Here is a 17,599-nt window from a genome sequence, read left to right on the forward strand (position 1 = left end):
ATTCCTATAAATTATGAGAAAAATATCTTTCTTGTTTTTTTTTATTTGTATCAATTGTTACTCGCAAGAAATAGCTTTGGTAAAATATAAGGGTGGTGGAGATTGGTATGCAAATCCAACTTCATTGTCTAATTTGATAAAGTATTGCAACGCCACAATTAATACCAAAATAAAGGCCAAACCCGCTATAGTAGAACCCAGCAATCCTGATTTATTTTCGTATCCATATATTCATATGACTGGGCACGGAAATGTTGTTTTTAGCGATTCTGATGTGACTAATTTGCGGAATTATATGCGCGCTGGTGGATTTCTGCATATTGATGATAATTACGGATTAAATCAATACATTAGAAAAGAAATAAAGAAAATATTCCCGGAAAATGATTTGGTTGAAATCCCCGCTAATCACCCCATTTTTCAAAAACCATTCCTCTTCCCTGCTGGATTACCAAAAATACATGAGCACGATGGAAAACGTCCTCAAGCTTTTGGGATATTTATAAATTCACGATTAGTTCTTCTCTATACTTATGAATGTGATTTAGGAGATGGTTGGGAAGATCCTGAAGTTCACAATGACCCCATTGATGTTCGAGAAAAAGCATTAAAAATGGGTGCAAATATTATGAATTATATCTTTACAAATTAATAGATGTCAGTGCAACTAATACACGAAGAACTCCCTTTTGAAAAGAAAACATTTCCAATAATTTTGGTATGTGATCACATTTATTTCCAACAAAATATTGGTTCAATTTTCAGAATTAGTGAAGCATTTGGGGTTGAAAAAATAATTTTTACAGGAAAAGATATTCCTCTAAATCCTAGAAAAATAAATAAAACTTCCCGAAGCACGCATTTACATATTCCTTACACAGTCATTGAAGAAACTACTGATTTAATTGATTATTTATTGACTGAAGACCTCGAAGTAATTGCATTAGAAATAACTAGCAATAGCAAGCCCCTTAAAGAAGTAGTCATTCCTGATTTAAAGAAAATTGCTTTAGTGATTGGAAGTGAAATAAACGGAATAAGTGATGGCATTTTAAACATTTCAAACCAAATTGTACATATTAATATGTTTGGAGAAAACAGCAGCATGAATGTGGTACAAGCCGTAAGTATTGCGTTATACGAAATCACATCTTTAAAAATCGCATCCAATAAAAAGTAATCTTTTTCATATTTTTTTATCAAATATTTTTTTTATCAAATAAATTGTTATAAAATTGTAATACTATTAATAAAAATCATTTATTTATAACAAACCCCCAATTATTATGAAAAAAATTGTTTTAATCGCCGTTGTTGCATCAATGCTTTTCTCGTGTCAAAACGACGAATCAGGAGCTGCAAATACAGAAACTAGTGCTATAACAAAACGGAATTGTGCTGCCCAAGATGTCTTAGAAGCACAATTAAAAGCGGATCCAACCTTAGCCTTACGAATGAATGAAATAGAAGCTTTTTCCCAAAAAGCAATTCTAACGGGAAGATTAGTAAACGGGAAAGTAATAATTCCTGTTGTCGTAAATGTTCTCTATAGAACAGCCGCCGAAAATATTTCTGACGCACAAATACAATCTCAAATTGATGTGCTAAACCAAGATTACACCGCTACAAATGCTGATTTTAGTAGTACACCTGCTGAATTTTCTGGAGTTGCAGCAAATGTTGGGATTACTTTTGAGTTAGTAAAAATAAACCGAAAAGCAACTACAAAATCATCTTGGGGAACCAGAGATGCTATGAAAAAAACAAAACAAGGTGGATTAGACCCAACATCACCTGCGACAAATCTTAACATCTGGGCCTGTACAATAGGTGGTGGAATATTAGGTTATGCACAATTTCCTGGAGGAAGCGCTGCTACTGATGGAGTTGTAATTGATTCTAAATATTTTGGTTTATCAAGTGCTGCTAGTTATCCATACAACTTAGGAAGAACTGCTAGTCATGAAGTGGGTCACTGGATGAATCTTAGACACATATGGGGTGATGCTTCTTGCGGAGATGATTTAGTTGCAGATACACCAGTTCATAAAACATCTAACTTTGGAGTACCTGTCTATCCATATGTAAGTACTTGTTTACCTGCACATAACGAAATGACAATGAACTACATGGATTATACGGATGACAGAGGTATGTATATGTTCACGAATGGTCAAAAAGCTAGAATGTCTGCTCTGTTTGTTGCCGGTGGCGCAAGAGCAGGTTTTGGAATATAATTTTTTTTTTTAGATTTTTTAAACTCGCTACTTGTTAGCGAGTTTTTTTTATCTTTATATCCTAAAAAAAAAATAAATGATTACATCAAAAGTTATTGCAAATGGAATTCTAAGAGCTATTGCTTATTTGATTTTGACTGCTTTGATTCTTTATTTTTTATATCAAATACAATCCGTCTTAATTTACTTAGTAATTGCGTTAATCCTAACACTTATAGGAAATCCAATTTTAGATTTCTTCAAAAAAAGATTACGATTCAACCATACTTTCGCTACAATTACAACTCTTTTAATTTTTATTTTAATTATCGCTGGACTAATAACCATGTTCGTCCCTTTAATCCTAAGTCAAGGACAGAATTTATCCTTGTTAAACACTGTTGAAATAGAAAAAAACAGTTTGCAATTAATCAATCAAATAGCCGCTTTTTTAGAAAGTCATCATATCGATTCCTCCAAAGTATTAAAGGAGGCTAATATTACATCTAAAATAAATTTTGGAATCGTAACTGATTTTTTAAATGTAATTCTTGGTACTATAAGCAGTTTTGGAATGGGTCTAGCTTCTGTTCTATTTATTACTTTTTTCTTTTTAAAAGATAGATTGTATTTCATCATTAGTGCCAAAAAATTAATTCCAGACAGTCACGAAGAACAAATTTTAAATTCTTTAGAAAAAATTAATCATTTACTATCGCGTTATTTTATTGGTCTGCTAATTCAACTGTTTATTGTTTTTATTTTATATCTGGTTGTTCTAATTATTTTTGACATTCCAAATGCTATTATTATCGCTTTTTTATGTGCCGTCTTAAATATCATTCCATACATAGGTCCATTGATTGCTTCTCTTTTGGCAGCAGCTTTAACAATGTTAAGTCACTTAGGAAATGATTTTCAAACGGATATTTTACCCGCTACAATTTATGTATTAATTGGATTTTGGATTGTACAAATTTTAGACAACAACATTTCTCAGCCCATAATTTTTTCCAAAAGTGTTAGTTCACATCCATTAGAAATTTTTCTGGTAATTCTTATTGCTGGTTTTCTTTTTGGTATTTTAGGTATGGTAATCGCAGTTCCTTTATACACCATATTTAAAGTAATTGGAAAGGAATTTTTCCCTGAAAACGTTGTTATTCAGTTATTAACTAAAAATATTTAATTTTGGATTTAACACTTCTAAATCCCAATATTCAAGAATTTATTAATGCCAATATTGATGTAAAAATCACGAAATTAGCATTGCAAAAAAATCCTTTCCCAAATGTGGATTGGATTTCTATTTTAAATCAAATTGAAGCTAAAACTAAAGCTAAGGATAAACTTCCAACATGGTTTGCAACTAAAGATATTATTTACCCAAGTAAAATTTCTATAGAACAAACCTCATCAGAAAAAACAGCTTTATATAAATCAACGCTCGTTTCAGGTGATAGTTTAATTGATTTAACAGGAGGTTTTGGAGTGGATGATTATTATTTTTCAAAAAGAATTAATACCATTGCGCATTGCGAAATCAATCTAGAATTATCAGATTTAGTTAAGCATAATTTTGAACAATTAGAGGTAAAAAACTGTTCCTGCTATAAAGGAGATAGTTTAACAACATTATCTTCATTAAACCAAAAATGGGATTGGATTTATATTGATCCTTCGAGACGGAATGATGCCAAAGGAAAAGTCTTTATGCTCAAAGACTGTTTGCCAAATGTGCCCGAAAATCTTGATTTTTATTTTAAAAACTCAAATGCTATTTTAATAAAAACAGCTCCTTTGCTAGATATTTCGGCAGGTTTGTCTGAATTGAAAAACGTAAAAAACATTCATATTGTAGCTTTAGATAATGAAGTAAAAGAACTTTTATGGGAATTACATAAAGACTATTCTGGCGAAATAACAATTAAAACTATTAATATTTTAAAGGATAAAACAGAAAGTTTTGATTTTGTTTTAAATCAAGAACAGAGAGTTCCTTCTTACAGTTTGCCACAGAAATATTTATATGAAGCTAATAATGCCATAATGAAATCAGGTGGATTTGATGAAGTAAGTAATTTATATTCCATAAACAAACTTCATAGGCATTCGCATTTATATACTTCAGAAAATTTAGTGGCTTTTCCAGGTAGAATTTTTGAAATCCAAAATTCAATTTCATACAATAAAACGGAAATGAAAATGCTTCTAGAAAATAAAAAAGCAAACATTACAATCCGAAATTTTCCAGATTCAGTTGAAGTCATCAGAAAAAAATGGAAAATAAAAGATGGAGGAAATATCTATTGTTTTTTTACAACTGATGTAAATAATAATAAAATAGTTTTAATTTGCACGAAAATAAAATAATCAATGAAACATCTATTATCCATCTCTTTTTTTCTTTTAAGCGTAACTGTATTTGCCCAAACTCCATGTGAATTTAGCGCTAATGTAACTGATTCTATTGGTACTTATAAATCAACAAAAGAATATATGATTTGCGAAAAAAATTTCGCAGAAACTTCTAGCTACATTTTCTTTTCAATAGCAGTGATAGATGGATTACCTACCTTAAATGTTCAATTAATCCAAAAAAGTAAATCATTCCTAAAAGCAAACTGTTTTGATAAAAATTCTAAACTCTTTCTCCAACTAAACAATGGTAAAGTGATCACTTTACTTCATATAGAGCAAGAAGATTGTGGTACATTGTTGCGGGATGATAAAGGTTTTGATAATAGAATAATGATAGGTTCTTTTATGTTTATGAAAGATAGTTTTGAGGATTTAAAAAGTTCGCCTGTATCAATGATGAGAATAAAATACCTTACCGATACTGAGGATTATGTTCTTAAAAAACAATTTAAATCAGAACTAAATAATGAAATTTACGAGCCTGAAACTTATTTTATAAACAACCTGCATTGCATCGAATAATTATTCGCAATTCCATTTAGTGTTTGAAACCTTATCGTTTAGGGCTGATTTCAAGTTATAATGCCACCATTCTGAATCAAAAGAATTGAATCCTTTTTTGATCATTATTTTCTTTAATAGCTTTCTGTTGTTTTTAACCTCATCAGAAATATTTTGATAATTATGACTCGCTTCTTCTCCAAAAAAGTCGAAAGGAGTTCCCATGTCCAATTCTTTGCCTGTGCTGCTATAAACAAGAGTGATATCAACAGCACCACCTCTATTATGTATGGAACCTTTGGCTGGATCCGCAACATATTTAGGATTAGAAACTATTTCCCACATTCTTTTTTGAATAGCTAAAGGTCTGTAACAATCAAAGATTTTGATTCTAAAACCTTTTTTAACAAATACTTTATTTGCTTCTATAAGTGCTTTGACCGTTTTTAAACGCAAAAAACATTCGGCACAGTCATATACTTTTGATTTCAAAAAATTATCCTCCGAAGCATACTTCATGTCATAAACAAAGTCTTGACTATATGAATTCAAATTAACAAAAGTAGTATCACTAATAATGCTGCTGTTTTCAATTTCAGCAGTTAAGATACCATTTTGTGATTTACAAGAAACAATCCAAAAAAGAGCTATTAAAACAAGGGATGGTTTTAAGAATAAAGTCATAAACAGATTTTTTATAAAATTATAACAATTATACTGATTTTATAGGTCTTCCGTTTTTAAAACTTTTTATTCTTTATAATACTTATTTCGGAACCAAAATGCAAGATTTACTAATGCAATTAATGCAGGAACTTCAACTAATGGTCCAATCACACCCGCAAAAGCTTGCCCACTATTAATTCCAAAAACACCTATTGCAACGGCTATTGCTAATTCAAAATTATTTCCTGTTGCTGTAAATGCAATTGCTGTAGACTTAGAATAATCTGCTCCAAAATTTTTACCTATAAAAAAGCTAATGACAAACATAATAGCAAAATAAATCACTAGCGGCAAAGCAATTCGTGCTACGTCCATAGGAATTTGAACAATTAATTCTCCTTTTAGACTAAACATTAAAACGATAGTAAATAACAAAGCAATTAAAGTAATAGGAGAAATTACAGGTACATATTTAGTTTGAAACCACTCCTCCCCTTTTAACTTTATTAATACATACCGACTTATAAAACCTAGAGCAAAAGGAATCCCCAAATATATGCCAACACTCTCAGCAATTTGTCCAATACTAATAGCAACTTCAAAACCAGTATACCCAAAATAAGTAGGCAAAATAGTTATAAAAACATACGCATAGACACTGTATAACAATACTTGAAAAATACTATTTAACGCAATTAATCCTGCCGCATATTCTCTATTTCCTCCTGCTAAATCATTCCAAACTACAACCATGGCAATGCAACGTGCTAAGCCTATTAATATTACCCCAATCATATACTCTGGATATCCATTGAGAAAAAATAATGCTAAAAAAAACATCAATATTGGCCCTACAATCCAATTGAGAACTAAAGACGCAAAAAGTACTTTTGTATTTTTGAATACCTCTCCCATCTTAGAGTAATTAACTTTCGCTAAAGGCGGATACATCATCAAAATCAATCCTATCGCTAACGGAATATTAGTAGTTCCACTCGAAAACGAATTAATAAAATTGCTACTAGAAGGAATAAAATACCCTGTTGAAACTCCTATTGCCATAGCAAGAAAAATCCAAAGGGTAAGATACTGATCTAAAAAACTTAATTTTTTCCTTTCTAATACAGGAGTACAATTAATTGCTGACATATTATTTTTTTATTTGTGAGAAAACATAAACCATTTCAGTAGCAATTTGTAAACTACGCTCTTTGTATTTTTCTGCTTGTTGAGGAGTATTATCAAATGCTTTGGGGTCGTCAAAAGTTATTGGAATACGCTTTTCAGCCCCAGAAATAAATGGACAACCACCATCCGCTTGCGAGCAAGTCATTATGGCTGCAAATTCACTTTGCGGATTAAATGCATCGTCATACGTTTTTGAAAATCCAATAATAGGATGTTCATTATCACTATATTTTATGGAGTAAATCGGATTATTTCCTTCGGCAATAGTTTTAATTTTAAATCCTGATTGTTTCAATGTCTCTGCTACAACAGGAAATAAAGCAGTCGCTTCCGTTCCTCCTGAATAACAAAAAACATTTTTAATGTCAAAATAAGCAGCAATTGTTTGCGCCCATACTTGTGACAAATGACTACGTCTAGAATTATGAGTACAAATTAAATTAAGCCTAACTTCTTGTTCATTAGACACTTTATCTTGAATAAAATCAATAAGAGGCTGAAGTATGTTTTTACGTTCTTCTGAAATATTTTCAAAATTAAGAACACGAATTTCATTTTCTATTTCCTTGAATACGATTGTTTTAATTGACATTTTTGAGTTTTAAAGTTTAATAAATTAACAACAGCTACTGTTTGGACCACAACAACTAGTTGCTTTATTTATATCTGATAATTTTACTTTTGGCTTTTCTTGAGGAATCCCACACTGATCCTGAGCTAAACATGTAGTTTGCTTGTTTACCAAAACAAAATCCTTTCCATTAAAATCCAAATCGTATTTACCAATGGTTTCTCCTTGATATTCTACTTCTATTTCAAAGTCCTCAATCCCCAAAACCTTTTCAGATAGTGCAATTATATTATTTAATTTTTGCGGTTTTAAACGGTGTTCAAAATCATTAGCATTCCATAATTGAAAATTCACAACCGTTTCTTTTCGAACAACTCCCCCACAATCTATAAAGTTTTTAGTAATTAAACCAACTTCCGTTACGTGAAAATGCTCTGGTACAAAAGTGCCATCAGGTAATTGAAAATTAACTGTTTCTGCCGTAGCTAAAATGTTTTTTACTTGAGATAATTTCATGATTTCTACAATTTAAAATTTAACAACATTCCTTTTTATTTTTCTCCAAATGATTTGAAACAAGCTGAAAAAAGCTTTTTATTTTTTCAAAACCAGTTTCATTAATACAATAACAAATACTTGTACCCTCAATATTCCCTTTTATCAAACCCGCATTTTTAAGTTCCTTTAAATGCTGAGAGACTGTTGGTTGGGCTAATGGCAATTCGTTTACAATGTCTCCACAAATACAACTATCAACTTTTAATAAATATTCAATAATGGCAATTCTAGCCGGATGACCTAGTGCTTTTGTAAGTACCGACAACTCATTTTGTTGTTCAGTAAAGCAATCTGATTTAGTTATTCCCATAATAAATATATTTATATTGCAATATTACGATATAAGTGAAAAATAAAAAAGGATTTTTTGATATTTAACAATTATTTAATGGTACTCCTCTGAATATAAATTGAATATTTATTTCTTCAAAAAGAACACATTACTTAAATAAAAAAAGGATTCTGATACAAATCAAAACCCTTTTTTATACAAAATCAGAATGTTTTTATTTTTGTTGAAGCACAAAGTTAATTGATACTTTGACATTCTCGGCAATCTTATTTTTAACGAGATTAGGTATTTCAATATTGTAATCTTGAGGCTTTACGATAATATCACTTGAAACAATCACTTTGTCCGAATTTATAAAGATCACCATTTTGGCTTTAATCTTTTTAGTGACTCCGTGCAATGTCAAATCACCCTCTAAATCATATATATTTTTTTTCGAAGACAACTTTGAAGAATCAAACCCAATAATTTTTCCTTTAAAAGTTGACTTAGGAAAAACGGATGATTCAAGATAATTTTCATTAAAATGCTCTTCCATCAAGGGTGCTTTAAATTTAAATGCTTTCACTAATGCCAAAGCAACAAAATCACCGTTTGACTCATCTAGAATACATGAAACTGTATTGTTTTTGGCCGCTATTTCCTCAAAAGCAGGCATTGAAGCTTCAAATTTTATTTCTCCAGAACGAGTCATCATTTTTTGAGAAAAAATAACATTTACTATAAAAAAACAGAAACTAACTATAATTATTTTTTTCATTTCAGTATATTTTATTGATTTACATAACCATTTACAGCCCATGCTTTAATCATATCGATTGTTGCTTGTGGCAATTTAGCTCCTGGAGGCATTATAGAACCACAAGATCCCTCAATTTTACACAACACCTTACCATTAATATAAGCCGATTTAACATTTTCGTAATTATTCAATGCTGGATTTTGACCATTTGAAGAGTGACAACCTGCACATTTTGTATTAAATATAGGCCCTATATTAGAAACATACGTAGGATTTGCTACTACAACTGAAATATCTTGGGTTGAATTTGATTCACAAGAAACCATAAATAAAACACTAAAAAACATCAAAAATATATTTACTTTTTTCATAATTATCTTTTTATTTTAAAAAACTCTATACATATTAAATCCAAAATACAAACTTCCTCCGTTCCATTTCCCTGTAGCATTCGAAAAAACAGCCACATCATTCATAGGCTGACTGTTAGACACTACTAATTGAAAAACGTGTCCTCCAGTTTCTATATCAAGCCCTACAGAAAGAGGATTGTGGTATGTAGAAACAAATCCTTCTGGTAAGTTTGCTCTCGCTGCATATTCAAGATTTGCACTCAATCTTTTAGTTAATTTATATCTTGCTCCAGCACCAACAAGCAATAAATCTTTTTGATCTAAAATTCCATCATACAAATTTTTATGAACATAAATCGGAGCAAGTTCTACTGATAATTTTTTTGAAATTTTTCTTGAAATTAATATTTGAGTAGTATAAGCTAACCTATTACTAAATTTCAATCCAGGCGTAGAAGCATCTTTTTTTAATGCACTATTGATATCCATAGTATTATAACCAACAATAGTTACTGGAAAGCCATTTTCTTCTTGATTAGCTAATTTATATTTAGCCGTCATTTCATACGTTTTGTTATAAGTTTGCCTAGAAGCTCCTAATGACAACCAATTTGTGACTCCATAAATTCCTCCAATTTTTGTTAAAGCATTATCAAAGCCAAAAAAATTAGTCAACCCATTAGTCAAATCACCAAATCTATGGGAAACAACCATATACCATTCGCCTTTTGCAGGCAACTTAGTCGATTGCATATTACAAATTTGCAACCCTTTAAAAGAAGCTGTTTCTACTTGTTTTTCATTAGACTTAATTGTGTCTAATTGATTTAATAAATCATCTTGCGCAAAGACATTTCCAACAATAAAAAACACAAATACAAAACCTAGAAAGTTTTTCATTTACTTTTATTTAATTAATTATAAAACATTGATCTAATTTTAACTCTTCCATTAAGTCATCATACCCAACAACTCTTCCTTTTATGGTAATAATTTCACCTTTTTTTGCGGAAGAATCAGGATTTTTTAAATAGCAAATAATTGAATTATCCACAATAACCTCTAAACCATTAACATTAGTAATTGTACCGGATATTGCAACTGCTTTTTCAAGGTATTTTTTATTTGACTTTTGAATGTTTTTGGAAAACTCAGAAGTTATTTTTTCTGAGGTAATGGTGAAATCAGTTGTTTCTGTAGTCAAATTTCTTTCTCCACCATGTAAAACATAATTATACCCAATTATTGCAACAGATAGGAGAACAATAATTGAAATAATAATTTTTATTTTTCTAGACATAATACTAATGAATAATTTCAAACAAATATATACATCTAAATATCAATTGAATTTTTTAAGAGCTTAAAAAGAGCTTAAAAATTCTCACGAAACTGAAGCTTAAAATTTATATGTTTTCAAAACAGTATTTATATTACTAATACTACTTTAATATATTAGGCTTTTTAAAAGTAAAAAAGCATATAAAAACAAAAAACCCACTGATATCAGTGGGTTTTTAAGTGAAGGCAGAAGGATTCGAACCTTCGACCGCCTGCTTAGAAGGCAGGTGCTCTATCCAGCTGAGCTATGCCTCCATTGCTCGTGTAAAAAAAATCTAGTCGGGGTGGCAGGATTCGAACCTGCGGCCTCCTGCTCCCAAAGCAGGCGCGATAACCGAGCTACGCTACACCCCGAAGTACAAAATTATTAAGCGGAGGGACAGGGACTCGAACCCTGGCATCGATTACTCGATGACAGTTTAGCAAACTGCTCCATTACCACTCTGGCACCCCTCCAAGCTCAAAGAAACGTGTCCTATTTTGCGGTTGCAAATGTAACACATCATTGTATTAATTACAACTATTTTTAAGCTTTTTTTAAATGTTTTTTGACATTTTTATAAAAACACTTCACTATCAAGCCTATAGCGCTAAAGAAAAAACAACTAATTAATGAAAAAATATAATACTTAAATCAAAATTTGAATTTGTATAAAAAAGATTAAATTTGCTTCATAAACTAAGATTATATAAATCATGAACAAAAGAGTCGTTATTGTTTCTGCCGTTAGAACACCTATCGGAAGTTTTATGGGAGGATTATCTACTGTTACCGCTCCAAAATTAGGTGCAATAGCTATAAAAGGTGCTTTGGAGAAAATACAGTTAGATCCAAACTTAGTTAATGAAGTCTTTATGGGGAATGTTGTTCAAGCTGGTGTAGGACAAGCTCCTGCAAGACAAGCCGCTTTATTTGCTGGCCTTCCTAATAATGTTGCCTGTACTACTGTTAATAAAGTATGCGCCTCAGGAATGAAAGCAGTGATGTTTGGAGCGCAAGCAATCATGTGTGGTGATGCTGAGATTGTTGTTGCTGGCGGTATGGAAAACATGAGTTTAATCCCTCATTACATGCACCTGAGAAATGGCGTTAAATTTGGACCTGGAACAATGATTGACGGCATGCAGAAAGACGGACTTACCGATGCCTATGATAATAGCGCTATGGGAGTTTGTGCTGACTTATGTGCATCTGAATACAATATATCAAGAGAAGAACAAGATCAGTTCGCAATTCAATCCTATCAACGTTCTTCAAAAGCATGGGAATCTGGGAAATTCAATAACGAAATCATTCCTGTACCTGTCCCACAAAGAAAAGGAGATCCAATCATAATTTCAAAAGACGAAGAATTTACGAATGTAAATCTAGATAAAATCCCTTCTTTAAATCCTGTATTTACAAAAGAAGGAACAGTAACAGCAGCAAATGCTTCAACAATCAATGATGGAGCGGCAGCAGTTGTTCTAATGAGCGAAGAAAAAGCAATTGCACTTGGCTTAAAACCATTAGCGTATATAAAATCATATGCTGATGCTGCTCAAGAACCTAAATGGTTCACAACAAGCCCTGCGCTTGCTATACCATTGGCTTTGAAAAAAGCGAATCTTTCTATTGAAGACGTAAATTATTTTGAATTTAACGAAGCTTTTGCTGTTGTTGGATTAGCCAATGCAAAAATCCTTAAATTAGACAATGATAAAGTAAATGTAAATGGAGGAGCTGTTTCTTTAGGTCATCCATTAGGATGCTCTGGAGTTAGAATCATCGTGACATTACTAAATGTTTTGGAACAAAATAATGCCAAAATTGGAGCTGCTGCTATTTGTAATGGTGGCGGTGGAGCTTCAGCAATTATCATTGAAAAAGCATAATTAATACGTTAAGCTCTTAACTACTAAATAAACCTAAATGTTTGGAATTTGTAATCTAGCCATAATACCTCTGAGATTTGAACCCAGTGACAAAAGCGAAATTGTATCTCAAGTTTTGTTTGGCGAACATTTTGAAATTTTAGAAAAATTCAATCAATGGTCTCGAATCAAAATGCAATATGACGACTATGAAGGCTGGGTGGATTCGAAACAATATCAATTAATTTCTGAAGCAAATTACAAACAGCTATCACAAGATGCTATTATTTTAAATGCTGATTTGATAGAATACATAACAGGGCCAAACAATTTATTATTACCTATTCCGCTAGCAGCCTCTTTATCATTTTTAAATTATAATGATATAAATACCGCTAGCTTTGACTTTGAAGGAACAAAAATTAGTGGTGTAAAGAGCAAAAGCGCTATTATTAATTCCGCTTTTATGTATCTGAATGCTCCTTATTTATGGGGAGGAAAAACACCTTTCGGAATTGATTGTTCAGGTTTTACCCAAATGGTTTACAAACTAAATGGTTACAAACTACTTAGAGATGCTTCTCAACAAGCAAAACAAGGAGAAGCATTGAGTTTTATTGAAGAAAGCGAGCCTGGTGATTTAGCTTTTTTTGACAACGAAGAAGGGAATATCATACACGTAGGTATCATCATGGAAAACAACTATATCATTCATGCCAGCGGTAAAGTTCGTATAGATAGACTTGATCATTTAGGAATTTATAATGGAGATATAAATAAACACACCCACAAGCTTCGAGTTATTAAAAAAATTATATAAAAAAAACCTGTTTTGAATCAAAACAGGTTTTTTTAGCTTAAGATTGAAATTACATTTTTGCTTTCAATTCTTTTGCTTTATCAGTCATTTCTAAAGCTCTATAAACGCTTAACAAAGTAGATTTCACTTCTTTATTAGCAGGATCTAATTCTGTTGCTTTTTCTAAAAATGGCAATGCATCTTTAAAAACAACTTCTCTTTGTTTTTTAAGAACCTCATAACGTTTGTTGTCTTTTTCAGAGTTTCCTAATTTTTGAATCTCATCAAAAAGTTTTTTGTCCGCATCTAATTTAAGAATTGCTAGATTAAGATATGCATTAACGTAGTCTGGTTTGATTTGGATTGCTCTCAAATAGTATTTTTCGGCATCTGCATTATTTTTTGCATTATAGCTCAATACTCCTAAATTAAAAACTAAATCTGGATCATTTGGACTTTTTTCCAAAACTTCAGCAATTAATTTTTTATAGGTATCAAAGTCTTTAGTTTCTAAATACAAATTAGCTTCTGTCAAAGTCAATGAAGTATCATCTGGATTTGCTTTTCTAGCATCAGAGATTGATTTTTTAGCTTCTTCGGTTTTTCCTTGTTCAACCAAAATTAAAGCCATATTTTTATAAATCTCTCCTCTTTTTGAAGGAATTACTTCGGTTCTAGGTTTTTCGTGAGTCCCAATTTTTACATATCTATCTCTTTCTTGTGCAGTTGCATAAGAATTCTCTTCACCTGACATTTTATTTACAGCCATATATAAAACCCCTTTACCTGAATAATTAAGGTTTTTCAACTCATCATATAATTTAAATGCAGTGGTATACTCTTTTGCATTCACATAAGTTGAAGCTGCGTAATATAAATTTATAGTGTCTTTTTTATCCAATAAATAAGCATCATACAATTTTTTTGCACTTTCAGCATGTTTATCAACTTTAGAATCTTCTATTGCATTATTGATTAATTTATATTTTATCTCTGCAACTGAAGTAGCTGCCTGAGTAGAATATTTTAATTTTTCAGAAGCTTTTTCAACTGCAATTAAATCTTGAAATGATTTTGCTGCAAGCGAAAGATTTTTGTCAGTATCAACTTTTTTATTCGCTAAATCCAACAAAGAATTTCCTTGTACAAAGAAAAACTGTGCTTTTTCAGCATCTGTTGCATTAGCCATCACTGACTCTGCTCCTTGAAGAATTGTTACTGCTTCTTGAGAATTACCTCCTTTAAATGCTTTTTCAGCTGCTTTGATTTGATCTTTTTGAGCAAAAGTAGCTACTGAGATCAACATCGCTGACGCTAGCATTACATATTTACTTTTCATGGTGTTCACTTTAAATTTATTATTGATTAATTGTATTAAAAATTTATGCTTCATCATCAGAATCATCTTCCTCTTCAGAATCCTCATCTTCAAGAACTTCATCATCCTCATCCTCGTCTTCAACTACTCCATCATCTTCAAGTACTTCAAGTACTGGTTTTACTCTTTCGATAGCTTCTGATTCGATAACATTTCCATCCTCATCAACTACTACTTCAGCGACATCGTCTTTCATAACTTTAGTAACTGCAGCAATAGAATCATTTCCTTTTATGTTGATTAGTTTTACTCCTTGAGTAGCTCTACCCATAACTCTTAAGTCTTCAACTGCCATTCTAATAGTCAATCCAGATTTGTTGATAATCATTAAATCATCTGCATCAGTAACTGCGTTAATAGAAATTAGTTTTCCTGTTTTTTCAGTAATATTTAAAGTCTTAACTCCTTTACCACCACGATTTGTAATTCTGTATTCGTCAAGGCTTGAACGTTTTCCATATCCGTTTTCTGCAACTACAAGAATTTCACTGTTCATATCGTTTACAGTAACCATACCAATTACTTCATCCGTATCGTCTTTTAAAGTAATTCCACGAACTCCAGAAGCAGTTCTTCCCATTGGACGGGTTTTAGTTTCTTCAAAACGAACTAATTTACCTGATTTTACTGCTAAGATAATTTGGCTTTCCCCATTAGTTAATTTTGCTTCTAATAGTTCATCTCCTTCTTTAATAGTAATTGCAGCAACTCCATTAACACGAGGTTTAGAGTATTTCTCTAAAGATGTTTTCTTAACCTGTCCTTTTTTAGTTACCATAACTAAATTATGACTGTTAATATAATCCTTGTCTTTAAGATCTTGAGTACAAATGAATGCTTTTACTTTATCATCGCTTTCAATGTTTACAAGATTCTGAATTGCTCTTCCTTTTGCAGTTTTACTTCCTTCTGGGATTTCATACACACGCATCCAGAAACATTTTCCTTTTTGAGTAAAGAACATCATATATTGGTGGTTTGTAGCCACAAACATATGCTCTAAGAAATCTTGATCTCTTGTTCCTGCACTTTTTTGACCAACTCCTCCTCTATTTTGAGTTTTATATTCAGACAAGTTTGTTCTCTTAATATAACCCGCGTGTGATATTGTAATTACCACATTTTCATCAGCAATTAAATCTTCAATGCTCACATCACCTCCAGAATATTCAATCAATGAACGACGCTCATCTCCATATTTATCACGAATTTCAGCAAGTTCTTCTTTAATCAAAGCTGTTCTTAAATTAACATCTGCTAATAAAGCTCTTAAATGCTCAATTAACTTCATAATTTCATCGTACTCCGCTCTTAACTTATCTTGTTCAAGACCTGTTAATTGACGCAAACGCATTTCAACTATAGCACGAGCTTGAATATCAGATAATTTAAATCTTTCAATCAATTTTTCTCTAGCTTCTTCTGTGTTTTTCGAAGCTTTAATTAGAGCTATTACTTCATCAATATTATCTGAAGCAATAATTAATCCTTCTAAAATATGTGCTCTTTCTTCGGCTTTTCTTAATTCGAATCTTGTTCTACGAATAACCACATCATGACGGTGTTCAACAAAATAGTGAATCATATCTTTCAGATTCAGCATTTGAGGACGTCCTTTCACTAATGCAATATTATTTACACTAAAAGAAGATTGTAATTGTGTAAACTTGTAAAGTGTGTTTAAAACAACATTAGGTGTAGCATCACGTTTCAAGATGTAAACGATACGCATACCGTTTCTATCAGACTCATCACGAATGTTTGCTATTCCATCTATTTTCTTATCATTAACTAAATCAGCAGTACGTTTAATCATATCTGCTTTGTTAACTTGATAAGGAATTTCAGTAACAATAATACATTCTCTACCATCAACTTCTTCAAAACCAACTTTAGCACGCATTACTATACGACCACGACCTGTTTTGAATGCTTCACGAACACCTTCGTATCCGTAAATAATCCCACCTGTTGGAAAATCTGGTGCTTTTATATGAGTGATTAATTCATCAATCTCAATTTCATTATTATCTATATAAGCTAATGTACCATTGATAACCTCCGTAAGGTTATGAGGAGGCATATTTGTAGCCATACCCACCGCTATTCCTGTTGCACCATTAATTAATAAGGTAGGAACTCTTGTAGGCATTACTTTTGGCTCATATAACGTATCGTCAAAATTCAACTGAAAATCAACCGTTTCTTTTTCAATGTCTGCCATTATTTCTTCCGAAATCTTACGCATTCTAGCTTCAGTATAACGCATTGCTGCTGGACTATCTCCATCAACAGAACCAAAGTTACCTTGTCCGTCTACCAATAAATAACGTAAACTCCATTCTTGTGCCATACGCACCATAGCATCATAAACTGATGTATCTCCGTGTGGGTGATACTTACCTAAAACTTCTCCGACAATTCTTGCAGATTTTTTATGGGCAGATTTTGAAGTTACTCCTAAATCATACATCCCGTATAGTACTCTTCGATGTACTGGTTTCAAGCCATCTCTAACATCTGGAAGCGCTCTTGATACAATTACTGACATCGAATAATCGATGTAAGCTGATTTCATTTCATCTTCTATGTTAATAGGAATTAACTTTTCTCCTTCAGACATAAGTTGTTATATTAAAAAATTATATTAGTTTCAAAACGTGCCAATATACGGATTTTTCAAATTTTGGCACCTGTTTTGACATACTTATTTAAACGA

Annotated in this window: 19 protein-coding genes and 3 tRNA genes; 8 read left to right on the plus strand and 14 right to left on the minus strand. The window is 31.6% G+C overall.

Going from position 1 to position 17,599, the window contains the following annotated elements; all coding sequences use genetic code 11:
* Positions 1-13 precede the first annotated feature (13 nt).
* The 6 genes from C8C88_RS00220 to C8C88_RS00245 all read left to right on the plus strand — a co-directional run bounded on the left by C8C88_RS00220 (position 14) and on the right by C8C88_RS00245 (position 5,159).
* Positions 14-652 (plus strand): DUF4159 domain-containing protein, encoded by a 639-nt coding sequence (locus C8C88_RS00220; RefSeq protein ID WP_121336221.1) that lies wholly within the window; start codon positions 14-16, stop codon positions 650-652.
* A gap of 9 nt (positions 653-661) precedes the next feature.
* Positions 662-1,180, plus strand: a complete 519-nt coding sequence (locus C8C88_RS00225) for a TrmH family RNA methyltransferase (RefSeq protein ID WP_121338507.1) — start codon at positions 662-664, stop codon at positions 1,178-1,180.
* Between the two features lie 106 nt (positions 1,181-1,286).
* Complete coding sequence (locus tag C8C88_RS00230) at positions 1,287-2,237, plus strand: zinc metalloprotease (RefSeq protein ID WP_121336222.1); 951 nt, start codon at positions 1,287-1,289, stop codon at positions 2,235-2,237.
* A 76-nt stretch (positions 2,238-2,313) separates the two neighbouring features.
* On the plus strand, positions 2,314-3,405 hold the full coding sequence (locus C8C88_RS00235; protein ID WP_121336223.1) for an AI-2E family transporter: 1,092 nt from the start codon (positions 2,314-2,316) through the stop codon (positions 3,403-3,405).
* A gap of 2 nt (positions 3,406-3,407) precedes the next feature.
* On the plus strand, positions 3,408-4,589 hold the full coding sequence (locus C8C88_RS00240; protein WP_121336224.1) for a class I SAM-dependent methyltransferase: 1,182 nt from the start codon (positions 3,408-3,410) through the stop codon (positions 4,587-4,589).
* A gap of 3 nt (positions 4,590-4,592) precedes the next feature.
* The gene (locus C8C88_RS00245) at positions 4,593-5,159 is read left to right on the plus strand and encodes a hypothetical protein (RefSeq protein WP_121336225.1); all 567 of its coding nucleotides are present in this window, start codon (positions 4,593-4,595) and stop codon (positions 5,157-5,159) included.
* Here the strand turns inward: C8C88_RS00245 and C8C88_RS00250 are convergent, their stop codons facing one another.
* From C8C88_RS00250 to C8C88_RS00305, 12 genes are all read right to left on the minus strand, one after another.
* Positions 5,160-5,822, minus strand: coding sequence for a M15 family metallopeptidase (locus C8C88_RS00250; protein ID WP_121336226.1), 663 nt, complete (start codon positions 5,820-5,822; stop codon positions 5,160-5,162).
* Positions 5,823-5,888: 66 nt separating this feature from the next.
* Complete coding sequence (gene arsB / locus C8C88_RS00255) at positions 5,889-6,953, minus strand: ACR3 family arsenite efflux transporter (protein WP_121336227.1); 1,065 nt, start codon at positions 6,951-6,953, stop codon at positions 5,889-5,891.
* 1 nt (position 6,954) lies between these two features.
* Positions 6,955-7,584: a low molecular weight phosphatase family protein gene (locus C8C88_RS00260; protein ID WP_199711368.1), complete on the minus strand. Its 630-nt coding sequence runs from the start codon at positions 7,582-7,584 to the stop codon at positions 6,955-6,957.
* 24 nt (positions 7,585-7,608) lie between these two features.
* Entirely contained in the window at positions 7,609-8,079 is a 471-nt protein-coding gene (locus C8C88_RS00265; RefSeq protein ID WP_121336228.1) for a DUF6428 family protein, read from the minus strand.
* A gap of 19 nt (positions 8,080-8,098) precedes the next feature.
* Positions 8,099-8,431 (minus strand): helix-turn-helix transcriptional regulator, encoded by a 333-nt coding sequence (locus C8C88_RS00270; protein ID WP_121336229.1) that lies wholly within the window; start codon positions 8,429-8,431, stop codon positions 8,099-8,101.
* Positions 8,432-8,627: 196 nt separating this feature from the next.
* Positions 8,628-9,173 carry a YceI family protein gene (locus C8C88_RS00275; RefSeq protein WP_121338509.1) on the minus strand — a complete coding sequence of 182 codons (546 nt, stop codon included), beginning with the start codon at positions 9,171-9,173 and terminating at the stop codon, positions 8,628-8,630.
* Positions 9,174-9,184: 11 nt separating this feature from the next.
* The gene (locus tag C8C88_RS00280; protein ID WP_121336230.1) at positions 9,185-9,526 is read right to left on the minus strand and encodes a cytochrome c; all 342 of its coding nucleotides are present in this window, start codon (positions 9,524-9,526) and stop codon (positions 9,185-9,187) included.
* Between the two features lie 15 nt (positions 9,527-9,541).
* Positions 9,542-10,408, minus strand: a complete 867-nt coding sequence (locus C8C88_RS00285) for a DUF5777 family beta-barrel protein (RefSeq protein WP_121336231.1) — start codon at positions 10,406-10,408, stop codon at positions 9,542-9,544.
* A 10-nt stretch (positions 10,409-10,418) separates the two neighbouring features.
* The gene (locus C8C88_RS00290; protein ID WP_121336232.1) at positions 10,419-10,808 is read right to left on the minus strand and encodes a hypothetical protein; all 390 of its coding nucleotides are present in this window, start codon (positions 10,806-10,808) and stop codon (positions 10,419-10,421) included.
* Positions 10,809-11,030: 222 nt separating this feature from the next.
* Positions 11,031-11,104 (minus strand) — tRNA-Arg (locus C8C88_RS00295).
* 24 nt (positions 11,105-11,128) lie between these two features.
* Positions 11,129-11,203: transfer RNA gene (locus C8C88_RS00300), tRNA-Pro, on the minus strand.
* Positions 11,204-11,221: 18 nt separating this feature from the next.
* A tRNA-Ser gene (locus tag C8C88_RS00305) sits at positions 11,222-11,305 on the minus strand.
* Between the two features lie 240 nt (positions 11,306-11,545).
* Here C8C88_RS00305 and C8C88_RS00310 point away from each other — a divergent pair.
* Both C8C88_RS00310 and C8C88_RS00315 read left to right on the plus strand, forming a co-directional pair.
* Positions 11,546-12,724, plus strand: a complete 1,179-nt coding sequence (locus tag C8C88_RS00310; RefSeq protein WP_121336233.1) for an acetyl-CoA C-acyltransferase — start codon at positions 11,546-11,548, stop codon at positions 12,722-12,724.
* A 37-nt stretch (positions 12,725-12,761) separates the two neighbouring features.
* Positions 12,762-13,523 carry a C40 family peptidase gene (locus tag C8C88_RS00315; protein WP_121336234.1) on the plus strand — a complete coding sequence of 254 codons (762 nt, stop codon included), beginning with the start codon at positions 12,762-12,764 and terminating at the stop codon, positions 13,521-13,523.
* Between the two features lie 49 nt (positions 13,524-13,572).
* Here the strand turns inward: C8C88_RS00315 and C8C88_RS00320 are convergent, their stop codons facing one another.
* Both C8C88_RS00320 and gyrA read right to left on the minus strand, forming a co-directional pair.
* A complete protein-coding gene (locus tag C8C88_RS00320; protein ID WP_121338510.1) occupies positions 13,573-14,841 on the minus strand; it encodes a tetratricopeptide repeat protein in 1,269 nt (422 codons plus the stop codon).
* A gap of 43 nt (positions 14,842-14,884) precedes the next feature.
* Entirely contained in the window at positions 14,885-17,503 is a 2,619-nt protein-coding gene (gene gyrA, locus C8C88_RS00325) for a DNA gyrase subunit A (RefSeq protein WP_121336235.1), read from the minus strand.
* Positions 17,504-17,599 lie beyond the last annotated feature (96 nt).

The sequence above is a fragment of the Flavobacterium sp. 123 genome, from assembly GCF_003634825.1.
Classification (GTDB): domain Bacteria; phylum Bacteroidota; class Bacteroidia; order Flavobacteriales; family Flavobacteriaceae; genus Flavobacterium.

What these genes read in the sequence shown, in the direction of transcription:
- C8C88_RS00290 (WP_121336232.1), bottom strand. Translation starts at nt 10,808, where the DNA reads ATGTCTAGAAAAATAAAAATTATTATTTCAATTATTGTTCTCCTATCT.
- C8C88_RS00250 (WP_121336226.1), bottom strand. Translation starts at nt 5,822, where the DNA reads ATGACTTTATTCTTAAAACCATCCCTTGTTTTAATAGCTCTTTTTTGG.
- C8C88_RS00320 (WP_121338510.1), bottom strand. Translation starts at nt 14,841, where the DNA reads ATGAAAAGTAAATATGTAATGCTAGCGTCAGCGATGTTGATCTCAGTA.
- C8C88_RS00285 (WP_121336231.1), bottom strand. Translation starts at nt 10,408, where the DNA reads ATGAAAAACTTTCTAGGTTTTGTATTTGTGTTTTTTATTGTTGGAAAT.
- arsB (WP_121336227.1), bottom strand. Translation starts at nt 6,953, where the DNA reads ATGTCAGCAATTAATTGTACTCCTGTATTAGAAAGGAAAAAATTAAGT.
- C8C88_RS00245 (WP_121336225.1), top strand. Translation starts at nt 4,593, where the DNA reads ATGAAACATCTATTATCCATCTCTTTTTTTCTTTTAAGCGTAACTGTA.
- C8C88_RS00235 (WP_121336223.1), top strand. Translation starts at nt 2,314, where the DNA reads ATGATTACATCAAAAGTTATTGCAAATGGAATTCTAAGAGCTATTGCT.
- C8C88_RS00265 (WP_121336228.1), bottom strand. Translation starts at nt 8,079, where the DNA reads ATGAAATTATCTCAAGTAAAAAACATTTTAGCTACGGCAGAAACAGTT.
- C8C88_RS00280 (WP_121336230.1), bottom strand. Translation starts at nt 9,526, where the DNA reads ATGAAAAAAGTAAATATATTTTTGATGTTTTTTAGTGTTTTATTTATG.
- C8C88_RS00230 (WP_121336222.1), top strand. Translation starts at nt 1,287, where the DNA reads ATGAAAAAAATTGTTTTAATCGCCGTTGTTGCATCAATGCTTTTCTCG.
- C8C88_RS00260 (WP_199711368.1), bottom strand. Translation starts at nt 7,584, where the DNA reads ATGTCAATTAAAACAATCGTATTCAAGGAAATAGAAAATGAAATTCGT.
- C8C88_RS00220 (WP_121336221.1), top strand. Translation starts at nt 14, where the DNA reads ATGAGAAAAATATCTTTCTTGTTTTTTTTTATTTGTATCAATTGTTAC.
- C8C88_RS00270 (WP_121336229.1), bottom strand. Translation starts at nt 8,431, where the DNA reads ATGGGAATAACTAAATCAGATTGCTTTACTGAACAACAAAATGAGTTG.
- C8C88_RS00275 (WP_121338509.1), bottom strand. Translation starts at nt 9,173, where the DNA reads ATGAAAAAAATAATTATAGTTAGTTTCTGTTTTTTTATAGTAAATGTT.
- gyrA (WP_121336235.1), bottom strand. Translation starts at nt 17,503, where the DNA reads ATGTCTGAAGGAGAAAAGTTAATTCCTATTAACATAGAAGATGAAATG.
- C8C88_RS00315 (WP_121336234.1), top strand. Translation starts at nt 12,762, where the DNA reads ATGTTTGGAATTTGTAATCTAGCCATAATACCTCTGAGATTTGAACCC.
- C8C88_RS00310 (WP_121336233.1), top strand. Translation starts at nt 11,546, where the DNA reads ATGAACAAAAGAGTCGTTATTGTTTCTGCCGTTAGAACACCTATCGGA.